The sequence below is a fragment of the Pontibacter sp. LHS2 genome, assembly GCF_058932845.1.
This window is the reverse complement of the sequence record NZ_JBZYWG010000001.1, coordinates 1,581,995-1,607,093: the sequence shown is the minus strand read 5'-3', so window position 1 is coordinate 1,607,093 and position 25,099 is coordinate 1,581,995. Positions and strand designations below refer to the sequence as shown.

The 25,099-nt window shown below is 49.3% G+C and carries 21 protein-coding genes; 15 read left to right on the top strand and 6 right to left on the bottom strand.

Annotated features, from left to right (window positions below; genetic code table 11):
• Positions 1-8: 8 nt before the first annotated feature.
• Positions 9-1,364, bottom strand: a complete 1,356-nt coding sequence (locus tag AC5FX6_RS07025) for a sensor histidine kinase (RefSeq protein WP_493596314.1) — start codon at positions 1,362-1,364, stop codon at positions 9-11.
• Complete coding sequence (locus AC5FX6_RS07020) at positions 1,354-2,712, bottom strand: sigma-54-dependent transcriptional regulator (protein ID WP_493596313.1); 1,359 nt, start codon at positions 2,710-2,712, stop codon at positions 1,354-1,356. The genes AC5FX6_RS07025 and AC5FX6_RS07020 overlap by 11 nt, the downstream gene beginning before the upstream one ends.
• 287 nt (positions 2,713-2,999) lie before the next feature.
• On the opposite strand from AC5FX6_RS07020, the gene AC5FX6_RS07015 reads away from it, so the two are divergent.
• From AC5FX6_RS07015 to AC5FX6_RS06985, 7 genes are all read left to right on the top strand, one after another.
• Positions 3,000-5,420, top strand: coding sequence for an ABC transporter permease (locus tag AC5FX6_RS07015; protein ID WP_493596312.1), 2,421 nt, complete (start codon positions 3,000-3,002; stop codon positions 5,418-5,420).
• Positions 5,421-5,777: 357 nt separating this feature from the next.
• The gene (locus AC5FX6_RS07010; RefSeq protein ID WP_493596311.1) at positions 5,778-8,228 is read left to right on the top strand and encodes a TonB-dependent receptor; all 2,451 of its coding nucleotides are present in this window, start codon (positions 5,778-5,780) and stop codon (positions 8,226-8,228) included.
• A 178-nt stretch (positions 8,229-8,406) separates the two neighbouring features.
• A complete protein-coding gene (locus tag AC5FX6_RS07005; RefSeq protein WP_493596310.1) occupies positions 8,407-8,973 on the top strand; it encodes an RNA polymerase sigma factor in 567 nt (188 codons plus the stop codon).
• Complete coding sequence (locus AC5FX6_RS07000) at positions 8,970-9,785, top strand: HEAT repeat domain-containing protein (RefSeq protein ID WP_493596309.1); 816 nt, start codon at positions 8,970-8,972, stop codon at positions 9,783-9,785. The genes AC5FX6_RS07005 and AC5FX6_RS07000 overlap by 4 nt, the downstream gene beginning before the upstream one ends.
• 4 nt (positions 9,786-9,789) lie before the next feature.
• Positions 9,790-10,659 (top strand): DUF4097 family beta strand repeat-containing protein, encoded by an 870-nt coding sequence (locus tag AC5FX6_RS06995; RefSeq protein ID WP_493596308.1) that lies wholly within the window; start codon positions 9,790-9,792, stop codon positions 10,657-10,659.
• A gap of 45 nt (positions 10,660-10,704) precedes the next feature.
• Positions 10,705-11,616, top strand: coding sequence for a DUF4097 family beta strand repeat-containing protein (locus AC5FX6_RS06990; RefSeq protein ID WP_493596307.1), 912 nt, complete (start codon positions 10,705-10,707; stop codon positions 11,614-11,616).
• Positions 11,617-11,699: 83 nt separating this feature from the next.
• Positions 11,700-11,906 carry a hypothetical protein gene (locus AC5FX6_RS06985; RefSeq protein WP_493596306.1) on the top strand — a complete coding sequence of 69 codons (207 nt, stop codon included), beginning with the start codon at positions 11,700-11,702 and terminating at the stop codon, positions 11,904-11,906.
• A 208-nt stretch (positions 11,907-12,114) separates the two neighbouring features.
• Here AC5FX6_RS06985 and AC5FX6_RS06980 read toward each other — a convergent pair whose 3' ends face one another.
• A complete protein-coding gene (locus AC5FX6_RS06980; protein WP_493596305.1) occupies positions 12,115-12,549 on the bottom strand; it encodes a hypothetical protein in 435 nt (144 codons plus the stop codon).
• A 71-nt stretch (positions 12,550-12,620) separates the two neighbouring features.
• Here AC5FX6_RS06980 and tcmP point away from each other — a divergent pair, with 71 nt between their 5' ends.
• The 4 genes from tcmP to dacB all read left to right on the top strand — a co-directional run bounded on the left by tcmP (position 12,621) and on the right by dacB (position 17,298).
• Positions 12,621-13,745, top strand: coding sequence for a three-Cys-motif partner protein TcmP (gene tcmP / locus AC5FX6_RS06975; RefSeq protein ID WP_493596304.1), 1,125 nt, complete (start codon positions 12,621-12,623; stop codon positions 13,743-13,745).
• A 627-nt stretch (positions 13,746-14,372) separates the two neighbouring features.
• A complete protein-coding gene (locus AC5FX6_RS06970) occupies positions 14,373-14,936 on the top strand; it encodes a DUF1543 domain-containing protein (protein ID WP_493596303.1) in 564 nt (187 codons plus the stop codon).
• Between the two features lie 168 nt (positions 14,937-15,104).
• Positions 15,105-15,800: a hypothetical protein gene (locus AC5FX6_RS06965; protein ID WP_493596302.1), complete on the top strand. Its 696-nt coding sequence runs from the start codon at positions 15,105-15,107 to the stop codon at positions 15,798-15,800.
• A gap of 103 nt (positions 15,801-15,903) precedes the next feature.
• Positions 15,904-17,298, top strand: coding sequence for a D-alanyl-D-alanine carboxypeptidase/D-alanyl-D-alanine endopeptidase (gene dacB, locus AC5FX6_RS06960; protein WP_493596301.1), 1,395 nt, complete (start codon positions 15,904-15,906; stop codon positions 17,296-17,298).
• A 94-nt stretch (positions 17,299-17,392) separates the two neighbouring features.
• Here the strand turns inward: dacB and AC5FX6_RS06955 are convergent, their stop codons facing one another.
• Positions 17,393-17,731 (bottom strand): hypothetical protein, encoded by a 339-nt coding sequence (locus AC5FX6_RS06955; RefSeq protein ID WP_493596300.1) that lies wholly within the window; start codon positions 17,729-17,731, stop codon positions 17,393-17,395.
• A 327-nt stretch (positions 17,732-18,058) separates the two neighbouring features.
• On the opposite strand from AC5FX6_RS06955, the gene AC5FX6_RS06950 reads away from it, so the two are divergent.
• The 4 genes from AC5FX6_RS06950 (at position 18,059) to AC5FX6_RS06935 (ending at position 23,544) form a co-directional block, all read left to right on the top strand.
• Positions 18,059-21,262, top strand: coding sequence for an AsmA family protein (locus tag AC5FX6_RS06950; RefSeq protein WP_493596299.1), 3,204 nt, complete (start codon positions 18,059-18,061; stop codon positions 21,260-21,262).
• A gap of 188 nt (positions 21,263-21,450) precedes the next feature.
• The gene (locus AC5FX6_RS06945; RefSeq protein ID WP_493596298.1) at positions 21,451-21,876 is read left to right on the top strand and encodes a DoxX family protein; all 426 of its coding nucleotides are present in this window, start codon (positions 21,451-21,453) and stop codon (positions 21,874-21,876) included.
• A gap of 31 nt (positions 21,877-21,907) precedes the next feature.
• On the top strand, positions 21,908-22,369 hold the full coding sequence (gene msrB / locus AC5FX6_RS06940; protein WP_493596297.1) for a peptide-methionine (R)-S-oxide reductase MsrB: 462 nt from the start codon (positions 21,908-21,910) through the stop codon (positions 22,367-22,369).
• A 197-nt stretch (positions 22,370-22,566) separates the two neighbouring features.
• Entirely contained in the window at positions 22,567-23,544 is a 978-nt protein-coding gene (locus AC5FX6_RS06935) for a GlxA family transcriptional regulator (protein ID WP_493596296.1), read from the top strand.
• A 12-nt stretch (positions 23,545-23,556) separates the two neighbouring features.
• Here AC5FX6_RS06935 and AC5FX6_RS06930 read toward each other — a convergent pair whose 3' ends face one another.
• Positions 23,557-24,018: a tellurite resistance TerB family protein gene (locus tag AC5FX6_RS06930; protein ID WP_493596295.1), complete on the bottom strand. Its 462-nt coding sequence runs from the start codon at positions 24,016-24,018 to the stop codon at positions 23,557-23,559.
• A gap of 83 nt (positions 24,019-24,101) precedes the next feature.
• A complete protein-coding gene (locus AC5FX6_RS06925) occupies positions 24,102-25,004 on the bottom strand; it encodes an alpha/beta hydrolase family protein (protein ID WP_493596294.1) in 903 nt (300 codons plus the stop codon).
• Positions 25,005-25,099: the final 95 nt, after the last annotated feature.

Below are 25,099 nucleotides of genomic sequence, written 5' to 3'. Positions count from 1 at the left end.
TTAAAATTTCATTGTCCAAAACGGAGCATAAAAGTAGTGCCCTCTCCTGGAACGGACTGGACTTGTATCGTCCCGCGGTGCAACAGCACAATCTGTTTACAAAGGCTGAGCCCGATGCCACTCCCTTGTTTGCGCGTGCTGAAGAAAGGTATAAAGATCTTCTCCTGCACTTCCTGAGACATGCCGATGCCGTTGTCCATGACCTTGATGACCGTTTTCTCATCCGGAGAGGTATAGGCTGCAAGCGTGATCTGTGGAGTCTCCACCGTTTTCACCGCTTCCATGGCATTGACCAGGAGGTTGATCAGCACCTGATCCAGCAGCGTGGGGTCGGCATGCAGTGATATGTAGGGGTTGGCCAGGTTAAGTTCCAGCTGTATACCTTTTTGTGCCAGGGTTGGCTGCATCAGGCGCTGCAAATTGGCGAAGAGGTCTTTCACATATACCGTGTCCAGGTTCAGCTTCGTGATTTTGTTCAGATTGCGGTAGGTTTCGGCGAAGCGCAGCAAACCCTCACTTCGTTGCTTGATCGTGCTTATACCTACTTCCAGGTCCTCCAGATCTTCTGCGGTTATACCTGTGGGTTGGGTTTCCTGCAGGCGGTTTTTGAGTGTATCTGCCAGAGAGGAGATGGGAGCGACTGAATTCATGATCTCGTGTGTGAGCACGTTCAGCAGCTTCTGCCAGGCCTGTGACTCTGTCTCATCCAAGGCTTCATTTACATTCTGAAAGGCAACCAGTTTATACCTGTTTCCTTGGTTTTGCAGTGCTGTAGCCGAGAGCAGCACTTTGGTCGTGTTCTTCTCGAAATGGGTCGTATGGGCAGTCGCAATACGGGTATGGCCAGGTTCCAGAGCCAGGATGACTTCATACAGCTCCTTATCCCGCTTCGACAGGTAATGAATCGTTTTCATGAAAGGGACATGCAGTAACTTCCGGAGCGATTCGTTCATGAGCACCACTTCTCCGCTTTCCATGTCATAAGACAGTATACCTGTTTCCACCAACTCTACTACCTTCTGCAGATTATGATACTGGGTTTCTTTCTCGAGCGTGATGGTCTTGAATGTGGAGTTGATCTCGTTAAAGCCTTTGCGGAGAGGCTGCAGCTGGGTATAGGCATGCTGCACATTAAAATGCCTGGAAAAATCCCGGTAATGAACTGACTGTATAAACTCATCGAATTCTGTCTGAGTTTTGCGCAAAAAGCGAAGCAGATCCAGCACCTGAAAAATAAACACGGGCAGCCAGAACACCAGCGTTTCTGACCAGCCCTTGACGATGACGAAAGCCGGTATGCTCAGGGTCATGAGCAGAAGCAGTACCCGTGCGATCATCGCCCATTCTAAGTTTCTAAAGCCCATACTTGTTCATGCGTCGGTAGAGCGCTGTTCTGGTGATGCCGAGTTCTTTGGCGGTTCGGGTCAGGTTGCCATTGTGCAGCTGCAGCACTTTATTGATGGTCAGTTTTTCGAGCTCCTCCAGGTTAGTGCCGTGCTCCAGGGCTTCGCCTGCAGGTGCAGCCTCTATAGGCGAAAAGAGAATATCATCTGCGTCCAGGAGCGCCGCGTCGGCCATAATAACTGCTCTTTCAATCGCGTATTGCAGTTCACGCACATTGCCGGGGAAGTGATAGTGCAGCAATTTATCTTGGGCTGCTTTGCTGAGTTCAGGCACTGGTTTCATGTACTTGTGCGCATATACCTGGGCAAAGTGTGTAGCCAGCAGCACTATATCTTTCCCTCTCTTGCGAAGCGGTGGTATGAGGATTTCTACGGTATTGATGCGGTAGATAAGGTCTTTCCGAAAGCGGGACTCGTTTGCCAGTTCACTCAGCGGTACGTTGGTGGCGCAAAGCAAACGCACATCAATGTTGACCGGTTCGTTAGCACCCACCCGGATCACCTGTCGGTTCTGGAGCACACTCAGTAGTTTCGACTGCTGGTGCAGCGAAATGTTGCCAATCTCATCCAGGAAGATGGTACCTCCCTGTGCGGCCTCAAACCGACCTGCGCGGTCTTCGCGGGCATCGGTAAAAGCGCCTTTCTTATGGCCGAACAATTCACTCTCGAACAGCGAATCCGTAAGGGCACCCACGTCTACTTTCACAAAGGGTTTGGCGGCCCGCAACGACTGCTCGTGTATGGCTTTAGCCACCAATTCTTTACCAGTGCCATTCTCACCCAGTATCAGGATGTTGGCGTCGGTAGGGGCTATTTTCTTTATCTTAAGCTTAATATCCTGCATGACATCCGACTCGCCCAGCAGTTCGAAGTCGCTGGCAGGGGTATTTGTACCTGAGGTCGTGGTTTTGCTGCCGTTTAACTTTTGGCTTACTGCATTGGTAATGGTGTTGAGCAGTTTCTCGTTGTGCCATGGCTTGACTACAAAATCAAAAGCGCCTTCTTTCAGGGACCTGATGGCCAGGTCAATATCGCCATAAGCCGTGATCATGATGACGGCTACCTCCGGTCGCAATTCCTTTATTTTTTGCAGCCAGTACAACCCTTCATTGCCGGTATGGATGGCACTCTTAAAGTTCATGTCCAGCAGGATGACATCGAATGTCTGTTGCTTTAGCAAAACAGGGAGCTGTTCCGGGTTCTTTTCCGTCACGATCTCTTTGACCTGTGGCCGGAGCAGCAGACGGACAGCCGTGAGCACATCGGCATCATCATCAACAATCAGTATGGAGGCCTTTTTTAACAGCATAAGGAGGTATGATATAGTACCTAAAGAAACTATAATTATGCCATTAATACAACTGGCTGATTACGAAGCTAAAACAGGCTTTTCTGGAAATAGAGGCGTGCGAAATCGCACACCGGCTGCGCGAAAATGTACGCACTTAAAGTAATGTTTTTATGTAAGTATCTAATTATCAATAATATAAATTTATGGCATTGACTCTGTATTAAAACAGCAGCCAGGCAGTGCTTTGATTAAGATCAGAACTGTTGGTGTCATACTATATCGCATCATCTACTAAATTGAGCGTCATGTTCAGAAACTACATCAAAACCGCTTACCGAAACCTGCTACGGCACAAAGGCTTTTCCTTTATCAATATTGCAGGTCTTGCTCTGGGTTTAACAGCCTGCCTGCTTATCGGGCTGTTTGTGTACGACGAGCTGCAGTACGACAAGTTCCTGCCGGAAGGGGAGCAGGTATACCGGGTATACAACCAGCAGACGGGCGAGAGTGGTGGTGATTTTATGGCCAGTGTACCGCCTATGTTTGGGACTACCCTGCAGGAAAGCATTCCTGAAGTAACGTCGATGGCCCGTATCCTGATGCTGTCTTTTGACAACAAAACACTCATAGAAGTAGACGATAAGCAGCTCTATGAAACCGGAATGTTCATTGCGGATCCCCAGTTCTTCGATATTTTTAGGTTGAAGTTTAAATATGGCTCTCCTGAAAAGGCGTTGGATGAACCCGCTTCCATTGTCATTTCGGATAAATTTTCAGAAAGGGTTTTTGGAGATGTGAACCCTGTTGGAAAAGAGTTTTCAGTCAACAAATCGACGCTCCTGGTCAAAGGGGTGTTTGAGAGCAACGACAAGTTTCATCTGCCTGTCAATTTTGTGTTGCCTATGTCAGCGGCAGGTATTCCTCCCGAGCGGATGAAAAACTGGGGCTGGCAGCAGTTTTATACCTATATAAAGTTAAAAGAAGGATCCGATCCTGAATTTGTGCAGTCTAAGTTCAGAGAGATCGTGGCCAAGCAGATCGACCCAAATAATAATAAGCCCCATGATTACCTGCCATTTATCCAACCTCTCAGAGAAGTATACCTTTACTCAGCCAGCTTTAAGTACGATCAGTCTATCAGAGGGAATATAACTTATGTAAAGGCGCTTGGGATTATCGCCATCTTCATTTTACTCATTGCGTGCTTCAACTTTGTCAACCTGGCCACTGCCAAGTCGATGAAGCGTGGCAAAGAAGTGGGGGTGCGCAAGGCGCTTGGTGCCAGCCGTAGCCAGCTCGTAGCACAGTTCATCGGGGAGACCATGTTATTGACCCTCATCAGTGTGATCTTCGCCGCTGCCCTCACGTCCCTGCTCTTGCCTTCGTTGAACGCCTTCACAGGCAAAGAAATGAGTTTCAATGTCTTCACCGAACCATACCTGTTGCTGCTGCTAGTGCTGCTTACCATAGTCGTAGGTATACTGGCGGGCTTCTACCCGGCTTTGATCCTGTCAGGTTTTCAGCCGGTACGGGTGCTCAAAAGCGCAGTGGTGGTTGACAGCAAGGTGGGGCGTATCCAGTGGCTGCGCCATGGGTTGATTGTGGTGCAGTTCGCCTTGTCCATTTTCCTGATCATCTGTGCTTTTGTGGTGTACAAGCAGGTGTCATACCTGCACAACAAAGACCTGGGCTTTGATAAGGAGCAAATCATGTTCTTCCAGATGAGAGGGGATAACATGTTCACGAACTATGAAACGTTCAAAAGTGAGTTAGTAAAAGCTCCCGGCATTAAAAGCGCCTCCATCGGCTATGGATTCCCGGGAGACGCTACAGCAGGAGATGGTGTTATCGTGCTTCGAAATGGGGAGCAGTTGCGCCAGTCCACCACCATTTTAATGGTGGACTTCGATTACCTGAACACCCTTGATGTGAAAACGATAGCAGGCAGACCTTTTTCCAAATCATTTAAGACAGATGCTGATCATGCTTTTATGATCAATGAAACTGCCGTGAAGGAATTAGGCTACGGAACTCCTGAACAAGCAATCGGGCAAACACTATTATGGCCAACCTGGGATAACCAGGACTCTCTGAAGGAAGGGAAGATCATTGGAGTTGTAAAAGACTTTCACTTTAAGAGCCTGTATGATAAAGTCGACCCAACCGTATTGCAGATATATCCGGGAGCGAACATTAAAGTGGCTGTGAAAATGGAAGCGGAAAGCATAGCCAGCTCCATTGAGCATGTAAAGGAGGTATGGAATAAGTTTTCGCCTGAATATCCGATTGAATATATGTTCATGGACGATAACTTCGCGAAGATGTACAAGTCGGAGGATAAGCTGAAATCGCTGCTCTGGATCTTTACGGGCATCGCCATATTCGTTGCCTGCCTGGGTCTGTTTGGTTTGGCTGCCTACGCAGCGGAGCGCCGTAAAAAGGAGATAGGTATACGCAAGGTAATGGGCGCTGAAAACAAAGACATTGTGGCACTGCTCTCCAAAGAGTTTTTACTGCTGATCCTGGTGTCGGCACTGCTTGCCTTCCCGTTGGCTTGGTATGCCATGCGAAACTGGCTGGAAGACTTTGCCTACCGCATCGACATACCGGTATGGATATTCGTGGTGGCTGGTGTATTTGCCGCTGTTCTTGCCTTCATCACGATCAGTTACCAGGCTCTGAAGGCGGCCATGTCCAATCCGGTGCGCAATCTGCGTTTCGATTAATGTAATACGGAACACAGGCAGCGCCTCAGTTGAAAGCTACTTGTAACAGCATGAATTGGCTGAGGCGCCGCCTATACCTTATACCTGAAAAAAAGTACAGGAAATTCTGTAACCTTCCCCAAAACTGAAGTTTCCTTCTATGTAAATCACCTGGAGGCTGCTCAGCCCTTAGCAGTCTCTGAAAATAAAATTGGAAAAGCCTGTAAGGTTTTAGACACTCGATCGTCTCCTTAATGGGCGGCGCAGCAAGATGTGAGATTAAATTGATGCCGGATGCAACTGTGAGCAGAAAGATGTGTCTTTAGCTTGTACCCCACGCATACAAAAGCGAATAAATAAAATCATAACTCTATAACTATGAAAAAAAGTGTACTTTTTTTGATGGGATTGCTATGTCTTCTCCTGTCCGTTTCCAATGCCGCGTGGGCGCAGGAAGCAGGTAAAATCACCGGCACCCTTTCCGACTCACTTACTGGCAAGCCCATTGAGTATGCTACGGTCGCTTTGCTGCAGCCAGGTACCACACAAGCACTCCAGAGCTCCCTCACCGATGCAACTGGCCGCTTTTCATTTGAGGGTGTGCCAATAGGGAATTACCAATTGGCCATCAGCTTCCTGGGTTATCAGAAGAAGTTTGTCAGTCGGGTAGCGGTCACTGCGGCAAAGCCAGAGGTAACGGCAGGTATAATCAGACTGGTGCCTACTGCTACCCAGCTCAAGGAAGTGACGGTTGAAGCGCTTCGTCCTACGATCACCCAGGAGGCCGACCGCATGGTGGTGAGTATAGAAGGAACGGCATTGGCTGCAGGCCGGACAGCTTATGATGTACTGGCCACTTCTCCGGGTGTGTTCATAGATCAGGAGGGCAACATTCAGCTGAATGGACGTGCAGGGGTAACCGTCATGCTCGACGGAAAGCTGACCTACCTGTCTGCCCGTGACCTGCGCTCGCTGTTGGAGGGTATGTCTGCCGAGAACATCCGCAACATCGAGATCATCACCAATCCATCAGCAAAGTATGATGCGGAGGGTTCTTCGGGTATACTCAACATCAACCTGAAAAAGAATACCGTGCAAGGATTGAATGGTAGTGTGTATGCCGGAGGCAACTATAATTTTAAGCAGTACGGCTATAGCACAGGAGCCAGCATCAATTACAAGACCGGCCCGTGGAGCTCATTCGTGAACCTGGATATGGCGCGTCGGGTCGGAGGACGCGATGCCACTTTTACCCGTGTGTTCAAAGGCGATGAGTCCTCTACCTATTTCGATCAGGTGGCGGACGGTAATTTTGAAGTGGAGGGCCCGCCTGCTGTCCGTTTGGGAACAGACTACAGCTTTAACGATCGACACAGTGTGGGTGTCATGGGGTATTATGCTAACAACCAGTTGCATGCTGATTTCCTGACAGAGACTTACATTGGGCCTTCGCCTGATCAGCCAACCCAGTTTATAGATGCGGACAACTTCAACCAGAACCGCTTTTCTAACAGAACGGCCAATGTGCATTACATGGGCAAGTATGACACCCTGGGCACGACACTGACCGCCGATCTGGATTTCGTAAAGATCAGGAACAGAGGAGATGCTAACTTCTATAACTTCTTCTATGACCTGACCGATCCGGGTGCCGTTACGCAGGATTTCTTGTATACCGACACACCAAACGAGTTCGATATTTATGCTGCCAAAGTTGATTTCACGAAACCACTGGCGCTAGGGCGCAAGTTGGAAATGGGAGCAAAAGCCAGCCGGGTGATATCCGATGCCGACTCCCGCTTTTACTTCAACAACAGCGAAACGCTGGTGTTGGACACCAGGCGGACGAACCACTTTGTGTATGATGAGAACATTTATGCTGCCTATGTAAATTTCAATACCAAACTTAGCGAGCGGTTTAGTTTGCAATCAGGTTTGCGGGCAGAGCAGACACAGTCAAGAGGGGAGTTGCTGACCACAGGTGATGTCACAAAGCGAAGTTATCTCAACCTGTTTCCGAGCCTGTTTCTCCAGCAGAAGGTGAGCGACGACTACCAGATCAATTATAACTACAGCCGCCGTCTGCAGCGCCCTAATTACGGACAGCTGAATCCCTTCTTTGCCTATCGCGACCCGTATACCTACTGGCTTGGCAACCCAGACCTGAAGCCGCAGTTTACCCATGCCTTCAGCGTCTCTCAGGTGTTCAAGAAGACTTATAACCTGACCCTGAGCTATCAGCACACGCAGGATGTTATTGTAGAGCTGGTCGCTATTGACCCTGAAACGGCCACCACTGTGTATTACATCGGCAACGCAGACGACTCCAAAAACCTGAGCCTGACAGCTAATATACCCTACAGCGTCATGAAAAACTGGGAGTCGAACAATACACTGATCGTGGCTTATAACGAGTACAATGTCGCGCTTGATAATGGACAGACTGTAAACGACCAGGTGTTCTACATGCTGCAGTCCAACCACACCATCCTGTTGCCTAAAAAAGTAAAGCTGGAGCTAAACGGAGTATACCAGGGACCTAGTGTCTATGCGCTCTACCGTGCCGATGCGCGCTGGTGGCTAAATGTGGGGGTGAAGAAAAGCTTTATGGATGAAAAACTGGACCTGAGCATCAACGCGAATGATGTTTTTGGAACGCAGCACCTGATCATTGGAGCTACGCTGGGTGAGGGCAACGTGAGTGACTGGGACCAATATTTCCGACAGCGTAACATCGGGTTTACCCTCCGATATAAGTTTAGCAGAGGCGCAAAAGTAGAAGAGCGCCGCCGCAACAACCTGGAAGAACTGAACCGCACAGGCGGTTGATCGAATTATTGCTTGTTTGTAAAGGTGAGAATAATGGGGCTTTCTGAGCCCCATTATCTTTTATGGGCAGGCGCGACTCTCTAGCTTTGCTCCTTTTGCGCAAAAATAAGTGCCGGAATGTTGTAACTTTTCCTAAAACCGGAGTTTCTAAAGATGAACACTCAAACAACCTGCTCATTTGGAAATACTGACTGACAATGCTTTGATGCTCCAGGTAAAGTCTGGCGACCTTGACAAGCTCAGCCTGCTCTTTAAGCGGTATGGCAGAAGCCTGTACGGCTTTTATTTCCGCTTCACCCGGAATGCTGAGTTGAGCGAGGACCTGGTGCAGGATGTTTTTGAGCGGGTGCTTAAGTACCGGCATACCTTCCGGGGCGATGGCAAGTTTGTCACCTGGCTGTATCACCTGGCCCGCAACGTGCTGGCCGATCACATCCGGAAATCAAAGAAAGCCGGCATCACCACTGACATAGGTGAGAAACAGGATGTGCTGGCAGACCTGACGATACCCGGAGAAGCGAAGCAGAAAGAAGAGCACCTGCTGCTGATGGAAAAAGCCCTCGACCAATTGAGCCACGACAAAAAGGAGCTGTTGCTGCTGAGTAAACTGCAAGGGGTGAAATACAAAGACATTGCAGAACTACACAACTGCACCGAGGCAAATGTAAAGGTACGGGTGTTTCGGGCGATCAATGACCTACGGGAGGTCTTTCTAAAATTACAGGCGAAAGGAATAAACATATGAACAGCGAGCGACACGAAGAACTGATCCTGGACTACCTGACAGGAAACCTGGACGAGACGCAACGAAAAGAATTTGAAGCCCTGGTGGCATCGGGCGCTATACCTGCTGCTGTACTGGAGGAGACACAAGCTGTATTCAATGCCTTCCATACCTTGCCGGAGCCGGAGCCAGGGCCTGGGCTGGATGCCAAGTTCAACCAGATGCTGGCTACAGAAAAGCAAAAGGTGATACCTACAGCGCCTTCTTTTTCCTGGGGAGACCTTTGGCAGCAACTGAACATTTTTCTGAGCCCAGCCAAGTTTGCCTATACCCTGGTTATCTTTTTTGCAGGTTTCCTGGTTGCCTGGCTTTCCTTCTCTCCAAAGCAAGAACAGCCGCAACAGGACCCTGATGTAAAAATGCTGGCCATGGAACTGAGCCAGATGAAGCAGGTGCTCTTTACGACATTAATTGATCAACCCCTGGCAGTGGACAGGTTGCGGGCCGTGAACATCTCGCAGGAGATGACAAATGCCGATAGCCGGGTGATCGATGCTTTGTTCAATTCGCTTAACAATGACCCCAATGTGAACGTGCGGCTGGCTGCTGTTGAAGCCTTGAAAAGTCACACAGAAAAGCCGGAAGTAAGGGCGGGGCTGATCCTGTCCATCAGTCAGCAGGACTCACCGATGGTACAGATCGCCCTGGCTGATTTGATGCAGGCTTTGCAGGAGAAAAAAGCAGTGCCACAACTCCAGCAGCTGCTGCAGGATGAAAGCACCAACGAACTGGTAAAAGATAAAATAAAAGAAAGTATAAACGTCTTAATCTAAAACTATGAAAGTCATTAAATACCTGGTGTTACTGGTGGTATTCTGCTGTGTCAACAGTGAGTTGCTGGCCCAGCACCACACCGAAAAGATCGTAAAGGAGTTGCGTTTTAACCGTAAATCACCCGGCAATGTGCTCAAGGTCGAAAATATCGACGGCTTTGTGCATGTGGAGACACACAACAGCGACAAGGTGTTGATCGAGGTAGAGCGCATTATCAAACCACGAACAGCAGACGGACTGGAAAAATCGAGAGAACTGAGCCTGGAGTTTGAAGTGAGCGGCGATAGCATCATCAGCTATCTGAAAGCGCCCTACATTCAGTCGCACAGAACCGGCTCCTCCAATCGGGGCGTGAATATCACGAAAGAACTGGGGTATAGGTTCACGCACAATTTCACGATCAAGGTTCCACAAAACACCAATATAGACCTAACCACGATTAACAACGGCGACATCACGATTAAAGACCTTACCGCCAGTTACATTCATGCAGCGAACGTGAACGGACCGATTCTGCTGGACAACATTGCAGGAGATGTAGATGCCAAAACAGTGAACGGAAGCGTGGTCGCGAAGTACCGTGAAAACCCAAAAAAGCAGGCGAGGCTGGAAACGCTGAACGGCAACGTTGAGTTGCTGTACCGTAAGTCGCTTTCAGCCACCATTAGCTTCAGTGCCTTCAATGGCGATTTCTACACCGATCTGGAGGACCTGCAGCACCTGGCTCCTAAAGTGGAGAAAGTTAATAGCCAAAATGGTAGCACTACTACCTATAAACTTGGCAAAGAATCAACTTATAAAACGGGGGCAGGAGCAGCTTCGCTATACCTGAAAACCTTCAACGGAAAAGTAATTGTGAAAGCACAAAGCTAAGCAACTACGCTTGGCCACATACATGAACCACAACCTAAAGAACCCATGAAACGCAACATGATCATCGCGATATTCCTGCTGCTGAGCACCTCTGTATTTGCACAGGAAACGCAGGAATTGAAAGTACCCCTCAGTAAACCGAACGAGACAGGTACTCTGGAAGTAAGCCTTGTATTCGGATCAATAAAAGTAAGCGGCACTAAAACCAGGGAGGTCATCGTGAAGGCGAGTCCTGGCAGTAATAAGGGCAGTATCCGTGAAAACATAAAAGAAAATGTAGTTACAACGGCTCCAGCCTCAGAAGCTGAAAAGAAGCAAGCCCTGAGAGAGTCGATGAAGAAAGCGCATCAGGCAGGTCAGTCTATGTCTGAGTCAAATGGGCTGAAGCGGATTCCTAACTCAAACATAAACTTGACGATAACGGAGCAAAATAATAATGTTCAGATTTCAACTGAATCAATCAACAGACCACTGAATCTGGAAATCATGGTGCCAGTTAACTTTAACCTGAAACTGTCAACGGTGAATAATGGCAACATCATGATCAGCAATGTAAATGGTAACCTGGAACTGTCTAACGTGAATGGCAGCATCGTACTTGAGAATGTGTCGGGCACGGCTATGGCGAACACGACAAACGGCATGGTGAAAGCCAACATCCTGAAGTGGGATGGCAAGTCGCCCATGGCCTTTTCTACCCTGAATGGAAATGTGGATGTGACACTGCCGGCCAATTCAAAATTCAATGCTAAGTTGAAATCTGACAGGGGAGAAGTATACACTGATTTTGATATGACCAAGGAAGCAGCTCAAACGCCGACCGGTACCCGTACCGAGAAGGGGCTATACCGGGTGAGCACTGCAGACTTTATTTCAGGCAAAGTAAATGGTGGCGGTCCCGAAATCATGATCAAGAACATGAACGGTAACATCTACCTCAGAAAGGCAAACAAATAGCCTCTTGCATCAGGTATAGCTTTTCTGTAATTTTCCTATCTATTCGGCTCCTATTGCCGTAAGCAAAAGAAAAAAGAAAAACTATGAAGACCAATACATCAAAATCCTCGAATCTACTTGAAAACCTGATGCAAAACCCAGGCGATATACTGAACATGGTGAAGAACCCGGGCAAATACGGCCTGGATACTTTTAACGGTCTGGACAACAAGCAGAAGCAGTATGTACTTTTTGCTGTGGGCGCTGGCTTGATCGGTTACGGTATTTATCTGGGTATGAACAAAAAGTAAGTGTTTGGACATCAACCTAGTGCGTTGTGATACGTATAACCAGGTATAGACATTATGTTATCGTTCAGACAGGCGTAAACCTGAATTAAAGCTTGTAGAAGCTTTTGGAAGAATTGCTTCCATGTTTGACGGAACATGAAAAGGAAAGACCTGTTTTAAGCTATGCTTGAAACAGGTCTTTCTGTCTTTATACCTGATATGCGGCAGGCTATTTCTTCTTTTTACCAGCGCCTTTACGGGACTGTCGGAGTTTGTGCTGCTCTTCTTTCAGCACCTTGAAATCTTCGTTAGGTAATGTAACCGTATACTCTACCGACGACAGGAAGTGCTCCTGTTCATCCTCATCGTACATCATCAGCACCGACAGGAACTTGTTTTCATTCAACACATAGTCTTCACCTTCTTTGTCATACACATCAAAATCGTATTCGCCTTCCTGCAGGTGCTTGTCCGCCTTGCGGGCCAACTGGTCACCGGTGATCACAATCGGTTCTTCCAGCTCCACTTCCAGGTTAAAAGGCTGGTAATACTTGCCATCCTTCTTGTAAGTGACGTATTCGATCTTGTCCACCTCGATGACGATACCTGCATTGTGGTCGTCGCGCTTGTTTTTAATATTGAGAATGTTGCCAGTCAGTTTCATGCTGCAAAATTACGCTTATAATTGAAACAAGCCCTAACTTTACCTTTCCATAAAACATTGGGCTATTTTCCATGTCTACTGCCGATACAAACGATTTTTTTATAGAACAGCGCAGCAGCGCCGAGATTAAGTCAGAGCTGCTGAATGAATTTTTCAAGGCCTGGTGCAGTGCCCAGTTGCAGGGGCAGCGCTACAAGACCAACCCGGTGCTGGCCTTTATTGATCTGTACGCAGGTGACGGAAAGCCCGAAGATGGCAAGCCTGCCACGCCTGTACGGGTACTTAATAGCATTTTCGGGGCTACGGATAAGTATAACCTGAACAAAGTGGTGCGCACTTTTTTCAACGACGAAAAGAAAACCGTTACTGCCAGGCTAAAGGAGAACCTGCAGCAATTGCCTTACTACGAAGACTTGCAGCACAAACCTGTGCTATTGCATGAAGAGACTAGTCTGGCCTCACTTGCCAAGCTCCTCGGCAACGATGTGCCCACGCTGCTATACCTGGATCCGTTCGGCTATGAATTTTCACAGCAGCTGCTCTTGCAGTCGGTGCGCCGCTGGGGCCTGGATCTGTTCATGCTCTTTACGCCAGCTAAGCTACGGGCTGTTGTGCAGGGAGCAACTGACGACAGCATCATGGCCGATGTTTTTGGCAAAGAGCGCCTGCAAAAGATCCGCGAGTTCTGTGACCGCTACCAGGATGCCGGCCAGCGGGAAGACTTTATGGTTGACCAGTTTGAGGATGTGTTTCGGGAGAAGGATTACAAGACGTTCCGCTTCAAGATCAGTCTGCCCAAAAAGAACCAGACGAGTCACTACCTGTTTTTTGTCTCCAAGAATGATGCGCCCTACATGAAAATGAAGGAGCTCATGCTCATGTACAGCGACTACCAGGAAGACGGCGTTCCGCTTTTCGGAGCGAACATCAAGCACCAGTTGTCGCTGTTTCAGGAGCAGTACCGTTACTCGATCAAGAACCTGATTTCTGACCTGGCAGGTAAGCGAGACTATTATCATAATCTACCGATCGATAGTATTTACCGCCATCATAATATCGGTACGAATTATATCCGGGGGAATTACAAAGAAGCGCTGGAGGTATTGAAAGCGGAGGGAGTGGTAGAGGCAATCAACCCGGTTTCGCGACAGCCTATGCGGAAGGTGTCGTTTACTTCGATTATTGGGTATAAGTAAGGTGGAAGGATGATTTGTCACCTGGCCGCCGGGGTCGGGTGTGATGCTATGGCGCGAGCGTCCACGCTCGTGTCTGCTATGGCGGGGCCTCTGGCCTAGGTAGAGTTGCTGCTTTTGCAGGTATAGCGACATGACTTGTTTCATTGCTTCGCCTGTGCTGCGGGCACTCACTTTTTTCCTTGATGAAAAAAGTAAGCAAAAAAATCAAGACGCTCCAAATCGAGGGCCCCTACCCCCACTCGCTGAACGCTCAAACAGTGGAGCGTCATTTGGTGCACTTGGCTGAGGTGTTCTATTTCATAGCTTAAGGGTCAAGTTACCTTTTCAATGCGTGCCAGTGGTCTGTGAATTATAAAGATTGGATCAGCGCTTATACCTGTGAATTAGCAGTTTCAGAAAAGCCCCCCTTGGGGGTAGGGGCCCTCGACAAAGAAGGGGGCAGGGGGATGATAATCGTTCCCCGAGAATCCTGTTAATCTTTAAATCCTGAAAATCCTGATTCAGACAATTAGGGACAGAGGGATGTCAATAACCGTAGTTACTCTACTTCTACCTGAATAATAGCTACCTAAATCAAGCAAAATACACCTCAATAAATAGAAATTTCATTTCAATAACCAAACACCAATGCAAAACCCTAAACTCTTTATGCTGATGCTGGGCTGTCGGCCGGCGGGTCGTAATACTGAGCAGCATGACATGTTCTTTGCAATAGGCGAACAGGTGAGAGACCTTGTGCCGGCTATTAAGGCTTTTTGGCCGGAGGCGAAAGGCAATATTCACGTGGATGCCTGGCGGGAAGTGACACAGGTCAACAGCTACCAAATAAAAGTAGTACCGAAGGATGCTACACCTGCTGAGACTGGTGCTGACAAGCTGTTCTTCCTGAATCTTGGCGGGTACAAGCCAGGTGAGTTCGACGAGTTTCATTACAAAATGCTGGCAGTAGCACAAGATCAAGCGGGGGCTGTGAAGCAGGCGAAGCAAACTGCCTTTTACAAACACACCGGTTTTAAGGGAGCCACCTCACACATCGACGATAAGTTCGGTGTGGATGTAGACGAGGTTTTTCAAGTGAAAGATATCCTGACGGATGAGGACAAGCAGCAGTACAGACTCGAAATCACACCGGGTGTAGAAGGCTCGGAAGACGAGCTTTACCTGGGATATTTTCAACTGCATAAGTTGTAGGTATAGCGGCCTCCAGCTGGTGGATTTTCTACGTTTAACCTGATCTGGAATCATCTTCTGGACTGAAGTTGCGGTTAGGTTGTGAGTGCTTTTTCGGAGGGCGATTAAGAACATGCTCCGTTTTGTTGCGTTATGAGAGGAAGAGTTTTTAACCTAAATAACGAAGCTATGAATAGAAACAACGAGTATAATGACCGCCCACGCAAGAATCACTATGCCGACTTTGATGAACACGGAAATGCCCGAACTGGTAACACGAACAGCCTGTCGCGCTACAATCCGGAAGGCGATCAGGGCAGGAGTGATCATGACCGACACGAAGACCGCAATGATCGCAGCAGAATGACGAGCGGGACACGTGCCTATGGTGACTTTAGTGGCGGAACACGCTATGGCGAAGGAGGCAGTAATTACGGGGGCGGCTCCGCCTACGGGCCATCCAACTATGGCATGTCCGGCCACGAAAGACCACGCCAGATGGGTGGTGATCGAAACTACTATGACCACGACGACCACAGTCGTCAGAACTATGGCCGATCAGGCGATTACAACTACGGCGGCCGCATGAATGAGGAGCCAAACAGAGGCTACCGTGGCACTGGTTACATGGACAACAATATGTCAAGATCAGGCTACAGAAGTGAAGAGTCTGGCTACAGAAATGAGAATAGGGACGGCAGAGGTTACAACCGCAGTTTCGATCAGTTCCGCGACACAGGCTACGGCTCTACCAGGTATAACAACCGCGATGAAGACCGGGAGCGCAGCGCCTACAACAACTGGGGCCATAGCCAACAGCGCAGATCAGACGACGAACGTCGCTTCAACGAGCGCAACAGAGACCGCGACAACTATGACTGGTAGTATCAGCTCTTAAAATAGCAAAACAGCCGCTTATTCGCAGGAATAAGCGGCTGTTTTGGTTTAAGGATTGGGGATAACCGGCGGAAATGCGTATTTTTTGGATATGAAAACCCGTATCACCCCTTTTACCTTACTAATTGCCTGCTTTCTGACCCTAAACTGTGCCTGGGCTCAGTCAGCTTCGTCTAAACTGACGACCGCCTTCCAGAAATTCGAAACTGACCCGCAAATGCAGAACGGCATCGCCTCACTGTATGTGGTGGATGCTAAAACAGGCCAGGTGGTATTTGACCGCAACAGTAAAGTTGGTTTGGCGCCGGCTTCCACCATGAAAATCATCACGAGCATTAGCGCTTACGAACTGCTTGGCAAGGACCACCGCTACGAAACGAAATTTGCCCTTCGGAAAAACGGCAGTAATACGTCGCTGCTTATCATGCCGAGTGGTGACCCGACTTTTGGGAGCTGGCGCTGGGCAACTACCAAAGAGGGAGCTGTGCTCAGCGAGATCGTTCGGGCAGTGCAGCAGGCAGGTATAAAATCGATAGGAGAGGTAGTAGTAAGCAATGAAGGCTGGAATGAAGAAACCGTGCCTGATGGCTGGATGTGGCAGGACATTGCCAACTATTACGGGGCCGGTGCTTCTAAACTCAACTGGCGTGAAAATCAGTACGATGTTATTCTCAAATCTGGCAAGCAGATCGGCGACCCGGTCTCCATTGTGCGAACAGTTCCGGACCTGAATGGCTATGGGCTGCGTTCTGAGTTAACATCTGCCGCAGCGGGCACAGGGGATAATGCCTACATCTATTTTCCGGTAGGCACTTCGACGGCGGCTATCCGGGGTACTATACCTGTCAACGAGAGCAGCTTTAAGATTTCCGGTGCACTGCCTTCCGGTGCCAATCAGTTTGTGAGTATGCTGGCTGACACACTCCGGACTTTAGGTATCAGCATGCCAACGCAAGCCACAATGCAGCACAACGGCATTTCGCAACAGGGCTATACCTCGTTACATACTGTTGTCTCGCCACCTTTGGATAGCATTGTGTATTGGTTCAACCGCAAGAGTGTGAACCTGTATGGCGAAGCACTCATGAAAACCATCGCTTACAACAACTCAGGCACCAGCGATACCCGCAAAGGACTGGAGCAGATCAGGCAACACTGGAAGTCACAAGGTATAGCCGAAACCGAACTAGCCATGGTCGACGGTTCTGGCCTGTCGCCACTCAACCGGGTGACTACCCATGCACAGGTACGTATGCTGCTGCATGCCCGTCAGCAGGCCTGGTTCCCGGGTTTCTATACCTCACTGCCAAGCTTTAACGGCATGAAAATGAAGAGTGGTACCATACGCGGAGTAAAAGGCTATACCGGATATCATAAAGCCAGGAATGGGCGGGAATATGTATTCGCTTTCGTGGTGAATAATTACAATGGCTCTGCCTCTGGACTGGTCAAAAAGATGTACCAGGTGCTGGACGAGTTGAAGTAGATCAGCCTATTAGAATAACAGAAAAGCAAAAGCCCCGGCATACAGTGTCGGGGCTTTTGCTTTATGACCATTGGGTCGATTCAGTTATCAAAAATTAGTGTTTTTCATTTCCGAGACCTTCGTTGCTCTTGTGCCCCTTAAGGGTACTGGCATTCGGCTGGTCGTTACGGAACTCCTTGTCCGTACTGTCAGCGCCACGGCTGGTGGTAGCCAGATTGGCATTGGGATCCTGCGGGCCTTTTTGCTCCCTCTGATTGGGGTTACCCTGTTTGGCTCCGCCACTGCTGCCTTCACGGCTCGGTTTGTTTTCACCTCGGGTGTTGTCGGCACCGCCTGCTACCGGACCTGTCTGCTTGCCTTTGCCAAGGCCGCTTACGCCTTCTCCTTTTCTTGAATTCGGGTCTTCTGAAATATTTCTGTTATTGCTACTCATCACGTTATCTCCTTCTAATTTATTAAAACATTAATTCATGCCTGGTCCTCGCCAGGGTAATAATCTGTACGGATGAAAACGGGATTTAGGTTATCAGAAGGCGTCTCTACATGCTATATCTCAGCTTCTCGGGCATTCTGACAGCTTTTTTGAATGCAACTTTTCGCTATGACAAAGGGATTGCGGAAAAACATCGCTTATATAGCCTAAACCTATATAACACAGGAGCTACAGGCAAGTAGAAGTAGTCCCAACTTTCTTTTAAAAAGTGAGTTTAAGGAAAGGTTAACCGGTATTATAAATCCGGGAGGCGCTTCTATATAATCTATGAAACCGCACATTTTAGGGAAGATATTTTTGTTGGTGATAGGCCTTCTGTTGACCCTGGTACTGGCAGCGTCTCTGCTGTTGCCCTCGCTATACCAGGACAAACTGCCAGCCCTGATCAAAACGGCGCTTACCCGGCAACCCGGCGTGGCACTCGCGCCTTTTCAGTCGGAAATATCCGGCTGGAATAACTTTCCATACCTGACGGTTTCACTTCACAATATATCGTTAGTGGACACCAGCACGGCAGAGCCGCTGGAGGTGCTGGCTCTGAAGCAGGCAGAAGTGCTGGTGCCGGTGCTGCAGTGGCCCTTCGGCACGATCCGGGCAAGCAAGGTATACCTCCATGGTTTGACTTTCCATCAGCGGGTAGACTCGGCCGGAAACAAAGTAAGCCTTGCCTTCGGCAAAGGAGATGAACAGCAGGAAAACGAGAGCGATTTGTCGTTGGAAATCGACCAGATCCGAATCCAAAATGCGCGGATAATTACTGAAAATCACTACAAGGAAAGTGGGCTGGCTTTGCACATACTCAATTCAGATATGGAGGCGGAGGTGAAGGAAGGAAAGCTATACTTGCAAGGTAAACTGGAAGGGAAAATCGGGCACATCAGCAGCCGCGATCTTCGTCTTTTTGAGAACAGAGCCTTTACTGTAGATGCCCGCTATACCTACGATCTGAAGAAAAAGCAGGGAAAAATTGAGAACAGCAAAGCCATGCTGAATGGCAATGAAGTACTAATTTCGGGTACGCACCAAAAGCTAGTCACAGGTGAGGGTTCAAATCTGGATCTTCACTTTGAAGGCTACCAGCCTTTTTTCTTTCTGCTGAACCAAATGTCCTCGGTCAGGTCGATTCCTTTGCTGAAGCAGGTGGAAAGCGATGGCCGTGTGAAGCTGCACTACCACATTGCCGGACACTCTGGCTCTAAGCAGCGTCCGCGAAACAAACTCAACTTTGCTTTGCAGGACGGCAAACTGCACTGGCCCACCACCCGCATCACGCTATCCAATATCCAGATTGCCGGGCAACTCGACAACGGACCGGAGCAGTCGCCCGAATCGAGCTCATTTACACTGCACCGTCTCTCTGCCCATACCGGTCAGGACAGCGTCTACCTACAAGCCAAAATCACCAATTTCACCGAACCCTTCGTTGACGCCCGTCTCTTTGGCAGCTATACCCTGGACAGTCTGGCACGGGTGCTGCCGCCGGACTACATTTCACTTCCTCGTGGCACCATTGCCGGTGATGTGATCATCAAAGGAAATCTACATGCCAGCGAAGGCCGTTTGCGGGAGCAGGATTTGCAGTGGCATGGAGCGATCAGTCTGCACAACATAGGTTTTCAACCGGCAAAATTGGCCGTGCCCTGCACCGACCTAAACGGTGTGGCCAAACTGGCAGGTAGCGAACTTCAACTGCAAGGGATGGGTGGTAGACTAGGAGGAAAGCCTTTTTCTGTATCTGGCGCTGCGAGCAATATCATGAATTACCTCTTGGGGCAGCACAACACTGTCACGATAAACGGCGCCATAGAGTTGAAACAAGTCAACACCAACTGGCTTAAGTTGGAACCAGAGGTAAAAGCCGGTATGGCACCACAAGCTGTAGCTAAAGCAGCAAATGTGCCTACTACTATTCTGCCAGAGTTTTTACGGATGAACATGCGGCTGACATGTGAGCGGCTAAACGTGCAGTCAACTCCGGTGCACAACATGAAGGCCCGCCTCAGGAGCGACGGCAAACAACTCACGCTTTCTGACATCGGCCTGCAATCGCAAGGTATAGCCGTGACGGGGAAGGTGATAGTACCCAATGACAACCGCCGCCTGACCGAGGCAAATGTACAACTGGCCGCCGAAATGGACAACCTCAACCTGACTAGCATGAAGCAGATCAACGCCATCGCCGGTTCAGCTGGCGGAGGCAATGCAGCAGGCGGTAAAACCGACGGCGCAGGTAAAGGTAATGCGCTGGATTTTATACAGCCACTGCAAAAAGTGCAGCTGTCGTTGTTGGTGCGTCAGGTCAACCTGCCTGGCGACGAAGACCTACAAAACATTTCGGTGCGCCTAAACAAAAAGCGAAGCCATGTGACGATGGACGATATGCGCTTTCGGACTACGAAAGGCGGGTTAGCCACGGCAAAGGGCGGCTTTTACCTGACCCGAACGATCCTGACCAGACCCTATCTAGACGTGACACTAGATTACGATTTTCTGGATCTGCAGGCTTTCATGCAAAACTTTGCATCCCTTAAAACTTTACTCCCTCCTAAGGAAGAAGAAATCAATCAGCCGGAAGAAAAGAAAGAGGAGAACGGCATAACGAAACTACGGGAGAAGGTATACGACCTGAGCATGCACATCAAGGCGCAGGAGCTGAAGTACGATTACCTGAAAGGAAGCAATGTGGCCATCGATGCCAGACTGAACAGGGAGCAGGCGCAACTCGACAAACTATACCTGAACGCTTTCGGCGGAACCATCTTCTCGCAGGGCGTGATGATTCTGAACGAACCCTCCGACACGATCCCTGTTCGGCTGAAGGCGCAGGTAGAGGATGTGGACATGGAGCAGCTGTTTACGGTGGCCGAGCAGATGGAGCTGGATATACTCAGCAGCCGCAACATAAAAGGCAAAGCAGATTGTCACGTGGTCATTTACACCAAACTGGACGGCACCTTCACCCCAAGTTTTGACCGCACCGTGGCCTATACCCGCGCTACCTTTCAGAATATGGAACTGATAGACATAAAACCCATACAGGAGGCGCTCGGCTTTATGCGGAAAGAACGCACCGAGCACCTGTACTTTGAGGATGTGGACGCTGATTTTATCCTGCACAAAAACAAGTTCATCACGCCTGGCTTCAGCCTGCACAACAACCTCTCTACCTTCGACCTGAGGGGCTCTTATACCATGGGAGGAGCCGCCAACCTGAGCATGGACATCAACATATTCCAGATTCTGTTCGGCAACAACGAGCGCCGCATTGAGCAGATTCAGGAAGATTCACTTTCCCTGAAAAATGGCCAGAACAAGCAGCACCTGCTGCTCGTGCGGGAGCTGGACAAGTTTAAGGTGAAGCTCAGCAACCGACGCGAAAGAGAAGATATCACTTACATGCTCCGCAATGAATTTCTGGATGTATTGCAGCTTTACGGCATCGACACAGCCTTCTCTGATATAGAAAAGTAGGATTGTTGGATCTGCGAAAGATCTTCATTCAACAGTCCGATCGCAATGCGATACTTGATTCGAACGACCACAGTGGGCAGAGTACCTTTTCAGGGTTAATCTAACTTATTTCTCCTTCAGATCGTTTATGGTCTTATGTAAATATTTGCATAGCAATACGTTAGGTTTCGTATTTTAATTAGCTAACTATGGAAAGATTTCTGGGACCCTACAGTCCGCAACTGTATGCGATATTGCGCATAGTATCCGGATTGATGTTTGCCATGCACGGCACACAAAAGCTTTTTGCCTGGCCTGGCGACCGTACACCAGTCGAGCTTGCCTCCATGATGGGTGTGGCTGGTGTAGTGGAGCTGGTGGCCGGACTTATGATTGCATTTGGTCTTTTCACGGGTTGGGCAGCTTTTATTGCCAGTGGTCAGATGGCGGTCGCTTTCTTTATGTCGCACTTTCCCGAAGGCTGGAATCCGCTGCTTAACAACGGGGAGAAAGCCGTGCTTTACTGCTTTCTGTTTTTATACATGGCAGCCCGGGGAGCCGGAATCTGGAGCATTGACGCAGGGATGGGCAGAGGGCCGCGCCGCGACAAAGACAGAAGGCCAAGCTATACCTGACAAATCGGGATAAGGATGCGTATAAGCAGCTATGCTACGCTGGAAAGATATCATCTATTACGCCAAATACAGCAATCCGGAGCCTTTCCTCAAAGTCGAGAAAACAGAGGAAGAATGGAGGCAGATGCTGACTCCCGCACAGTATGCTGTGCTTCGGGAAAAAGGCACCGAACCGCCTTATCGCAACGCCTACTGTCGCTCCTATGAGCCAGGGACCTATACCTGTGCGGCTTGTGGACAAGTCCTGTTCAATGCAACAGAGAAGTACCATGCCATCTCGGGGTGGCCCAGTTTCACACAACCCGCCAGCCGGGGCGCCATCCGCTATGCCTTTGACGACAGCCACCATATGCAGCGCATCGAAGCTCTTTGCAACGTATGCGACAGTCACCTGGGCCACGTTTTTCACGACGGACCAGAGCCGGGCGGTCTGCGCTACTGCATTAACTCGGCAAGTCTGGTCAGGATAGATGATGGTAGCGATATCCAATGAAAGCTGCTAGTAGGTGTGATTTATTTAATCCGGAAGTCCTCACAATACATAAAAATTACACCATCCGAAATGCTTGGTCGCGACCGTAATTCTTTCTAACTTGATTATGTAAAAGAGTCCCTTAGCTGAGGATTATAGTTGAAGTTGGGGGTGTTTTCAGGAAAAGTACGGCAGAAACATCAGATAGAGATAACCGGATGAAGCATATATCGATTCTGGTTCCGAAAGGAGCCATCCTGGGCAGTGTGGAAGGTCCGCGGCAGGTTCTGACGGAGGTCAACAAACTGCTTATCAGTATGGGCAAACCTGCCTTGTTCGATGTGCAACTGGTTGGACTCACAGAGCAGTTATCTGTTGCCGGCGGCATATACACGGTCTTTACCGATACCGTAACGCAGGACGTAGCTAAGACGGACCTGATCATCATTCCGGCGCTCGACGGAGACATAGTGCAGAACCTTGAGCAAAACCAGCATTTTGTTCCCTGGATCATTGAGCAGCACAAAGCCGGGGCAGAGGTAGCCAGTCTTTGCGTAGGGGCTTTTCTGCTGGCCTCAACCGGACTCGTGGATGGCAGGCAATGCGCTACACACTGGATGGCCGCCAACGATTTCCGCAAAATGTTTCCTGATGTGCAGTTAGTGGAAGATAAGATCATTACAGATGAACAGGGGATCTATTCAAGCGGAGGTGCCTTTTCTTATCTTAACCTGATCCTATACCTGATCGAGAAGTATGCTGGCCGGGATGTAGCCGTGTTCACGTCGAAGGCTTTCCAGATTGAGATCGAGCGCCGCAGCCAATCGCCATTTATGATATTCAAAGGGCAAAAAGAGCATGACGACGACCAAATAAAAACCGCACAGGATTACATAGAAACTAACTACCAGGAAAAGATCACGGTAGATCAACTGGCCGATATGCTGGCCCTAAGTCGTCGTAACCTGGAGCGCCGCTTCAAAAAAGCTACTGCCAATTCCATTGTAGAGTACATCCAGCGCGTGAAGATCGAAGCAGCTAAGCTAAGCCTGGAAACTTCCCGCGAGAACGTGAATGAAGTGATGTACAACGTGGGTTACTCTGACCCAAAAGCCTTTCGAACCACATTTAAGCGCATCACAGGCCTTTCACCGCTGCAGTATCGGAGCAAGTACAACCGGGAGTTGACTGTGTAGGTATAGTCTTCTTCACGGGCACTTCTTGTCTTTATTGAGGATCAGTATGACCCGGACGATCTCTTGTGCTTTCTTTTCATCCAGGTCAAGGGCGGAGTACAGGTAATGAATGAGCTCTTCCTCCTTTTCGGTTACCACGCAGTCCGACAGCACCAATTGGATGGTGTGCGCAAACAGAGTGGGGCGGTTTTCTTCCGATATCAAGTCTACTGAGTTGTCGATCAGTAATTTGCTGCCAAGCTGTACGTGCGCGTAGAATACGTTTCTGCTGTAAGCCATGATGTCGTGCCCTTCAAAGAGCGATCGGTTGGCCAGGGTATGCGCCATCACATCCAGCTCTTCATCGGCCACATCGTCGTCAACAGCTACACAGGCGTGCATGATGGCGATCCAGGCTTCCTGTTCGTTTTGCGGGATGTAGGTATAGGTGTCGGGCACATTGGTCCGACCTGTTGTGTTAAAAACGCCTTCCATGGGTTATCTATTGACTCAGTTAATAGGTACTTGCTATGTCATACATTTGTTTTGCGATGAACGGTTGCAATTGGCAGGACCGATTACCTCTTCTTCTGAAGCACTTCACTAATAGAGGTCAATACACTAGCCCAGGCTGGTGACTGGGGAGCCACCAGATCAAAATGTCCGGCGTCGGGGAGGAGCACCACTTCTGCAGCATCTCCTTTGCTTTTGGCACGATCTGCATACGCTGTTGCCTGCTCGACAGGTACAATAGGATCAAGTGCTCCCTGTAGCATGCGCTGCGGTACTTTTAGCGGTAACATACGCATCGGGGAAGCCACCAGGTAGCGCTCAGGCACTTCTACCGGCATTCCACCCATTAGTTTAGGTACGGCGGCATTGCAGCTTCCTTGGGCCGTTGCGTAGTTTTCCAGATTGGCTATACCTGCCAGTGACACCACACCGCTTACCTTTAAGGGCTTACGGGTATAGAGTTCGCTTTTGCGAGGAAGATTCCTACGTGCCGCTAGCCACAAGGCCAAATGCCCGCCTGCCGAATGCCCCAGCACCACCACTTGCTTTAAGTCAAGCGAGTGTTGTTTCGCTAATACTTTCAGGTGGTCCGTGCCCTGCGCCACATCCAGAAAAGTGCCCGGCCAGCCTCCTCCGGCATCGCCCACACGACGGAACTCCAGGTTCCAGGTGGCATAACCTGCTTTTGTGAGAGCAGCACTCAGGTGTGCCATATACTGCATGTTGTACTGCGACAGCCAGCATCCGCCATGCACTACGACTACCACCGGAAAAGGACCCTTGCCCTCCGGCAGGCGCAGCTCACCATACTGCAAAGAGTCTGCGCCATAGGCAATGCGCATACCTGCGGCAGGCGCGGGGAAGGCAGCAATATCCTGCCAGGTGATCAGCGTTGGTTTTTGGTTTTGGGCAAAAAGGGTAGTGCTGCACAAAAGGCAGAGCAGCAAAGTATATAGAATTGGGCGCATGTGAGAAAAGGAAAGTTTTATATCAGATGATCAGTAAAGATACTGGAATCAACAGATTTCTCTCTACCTGATCGTAGCTGGCACCTTGTTAAGCC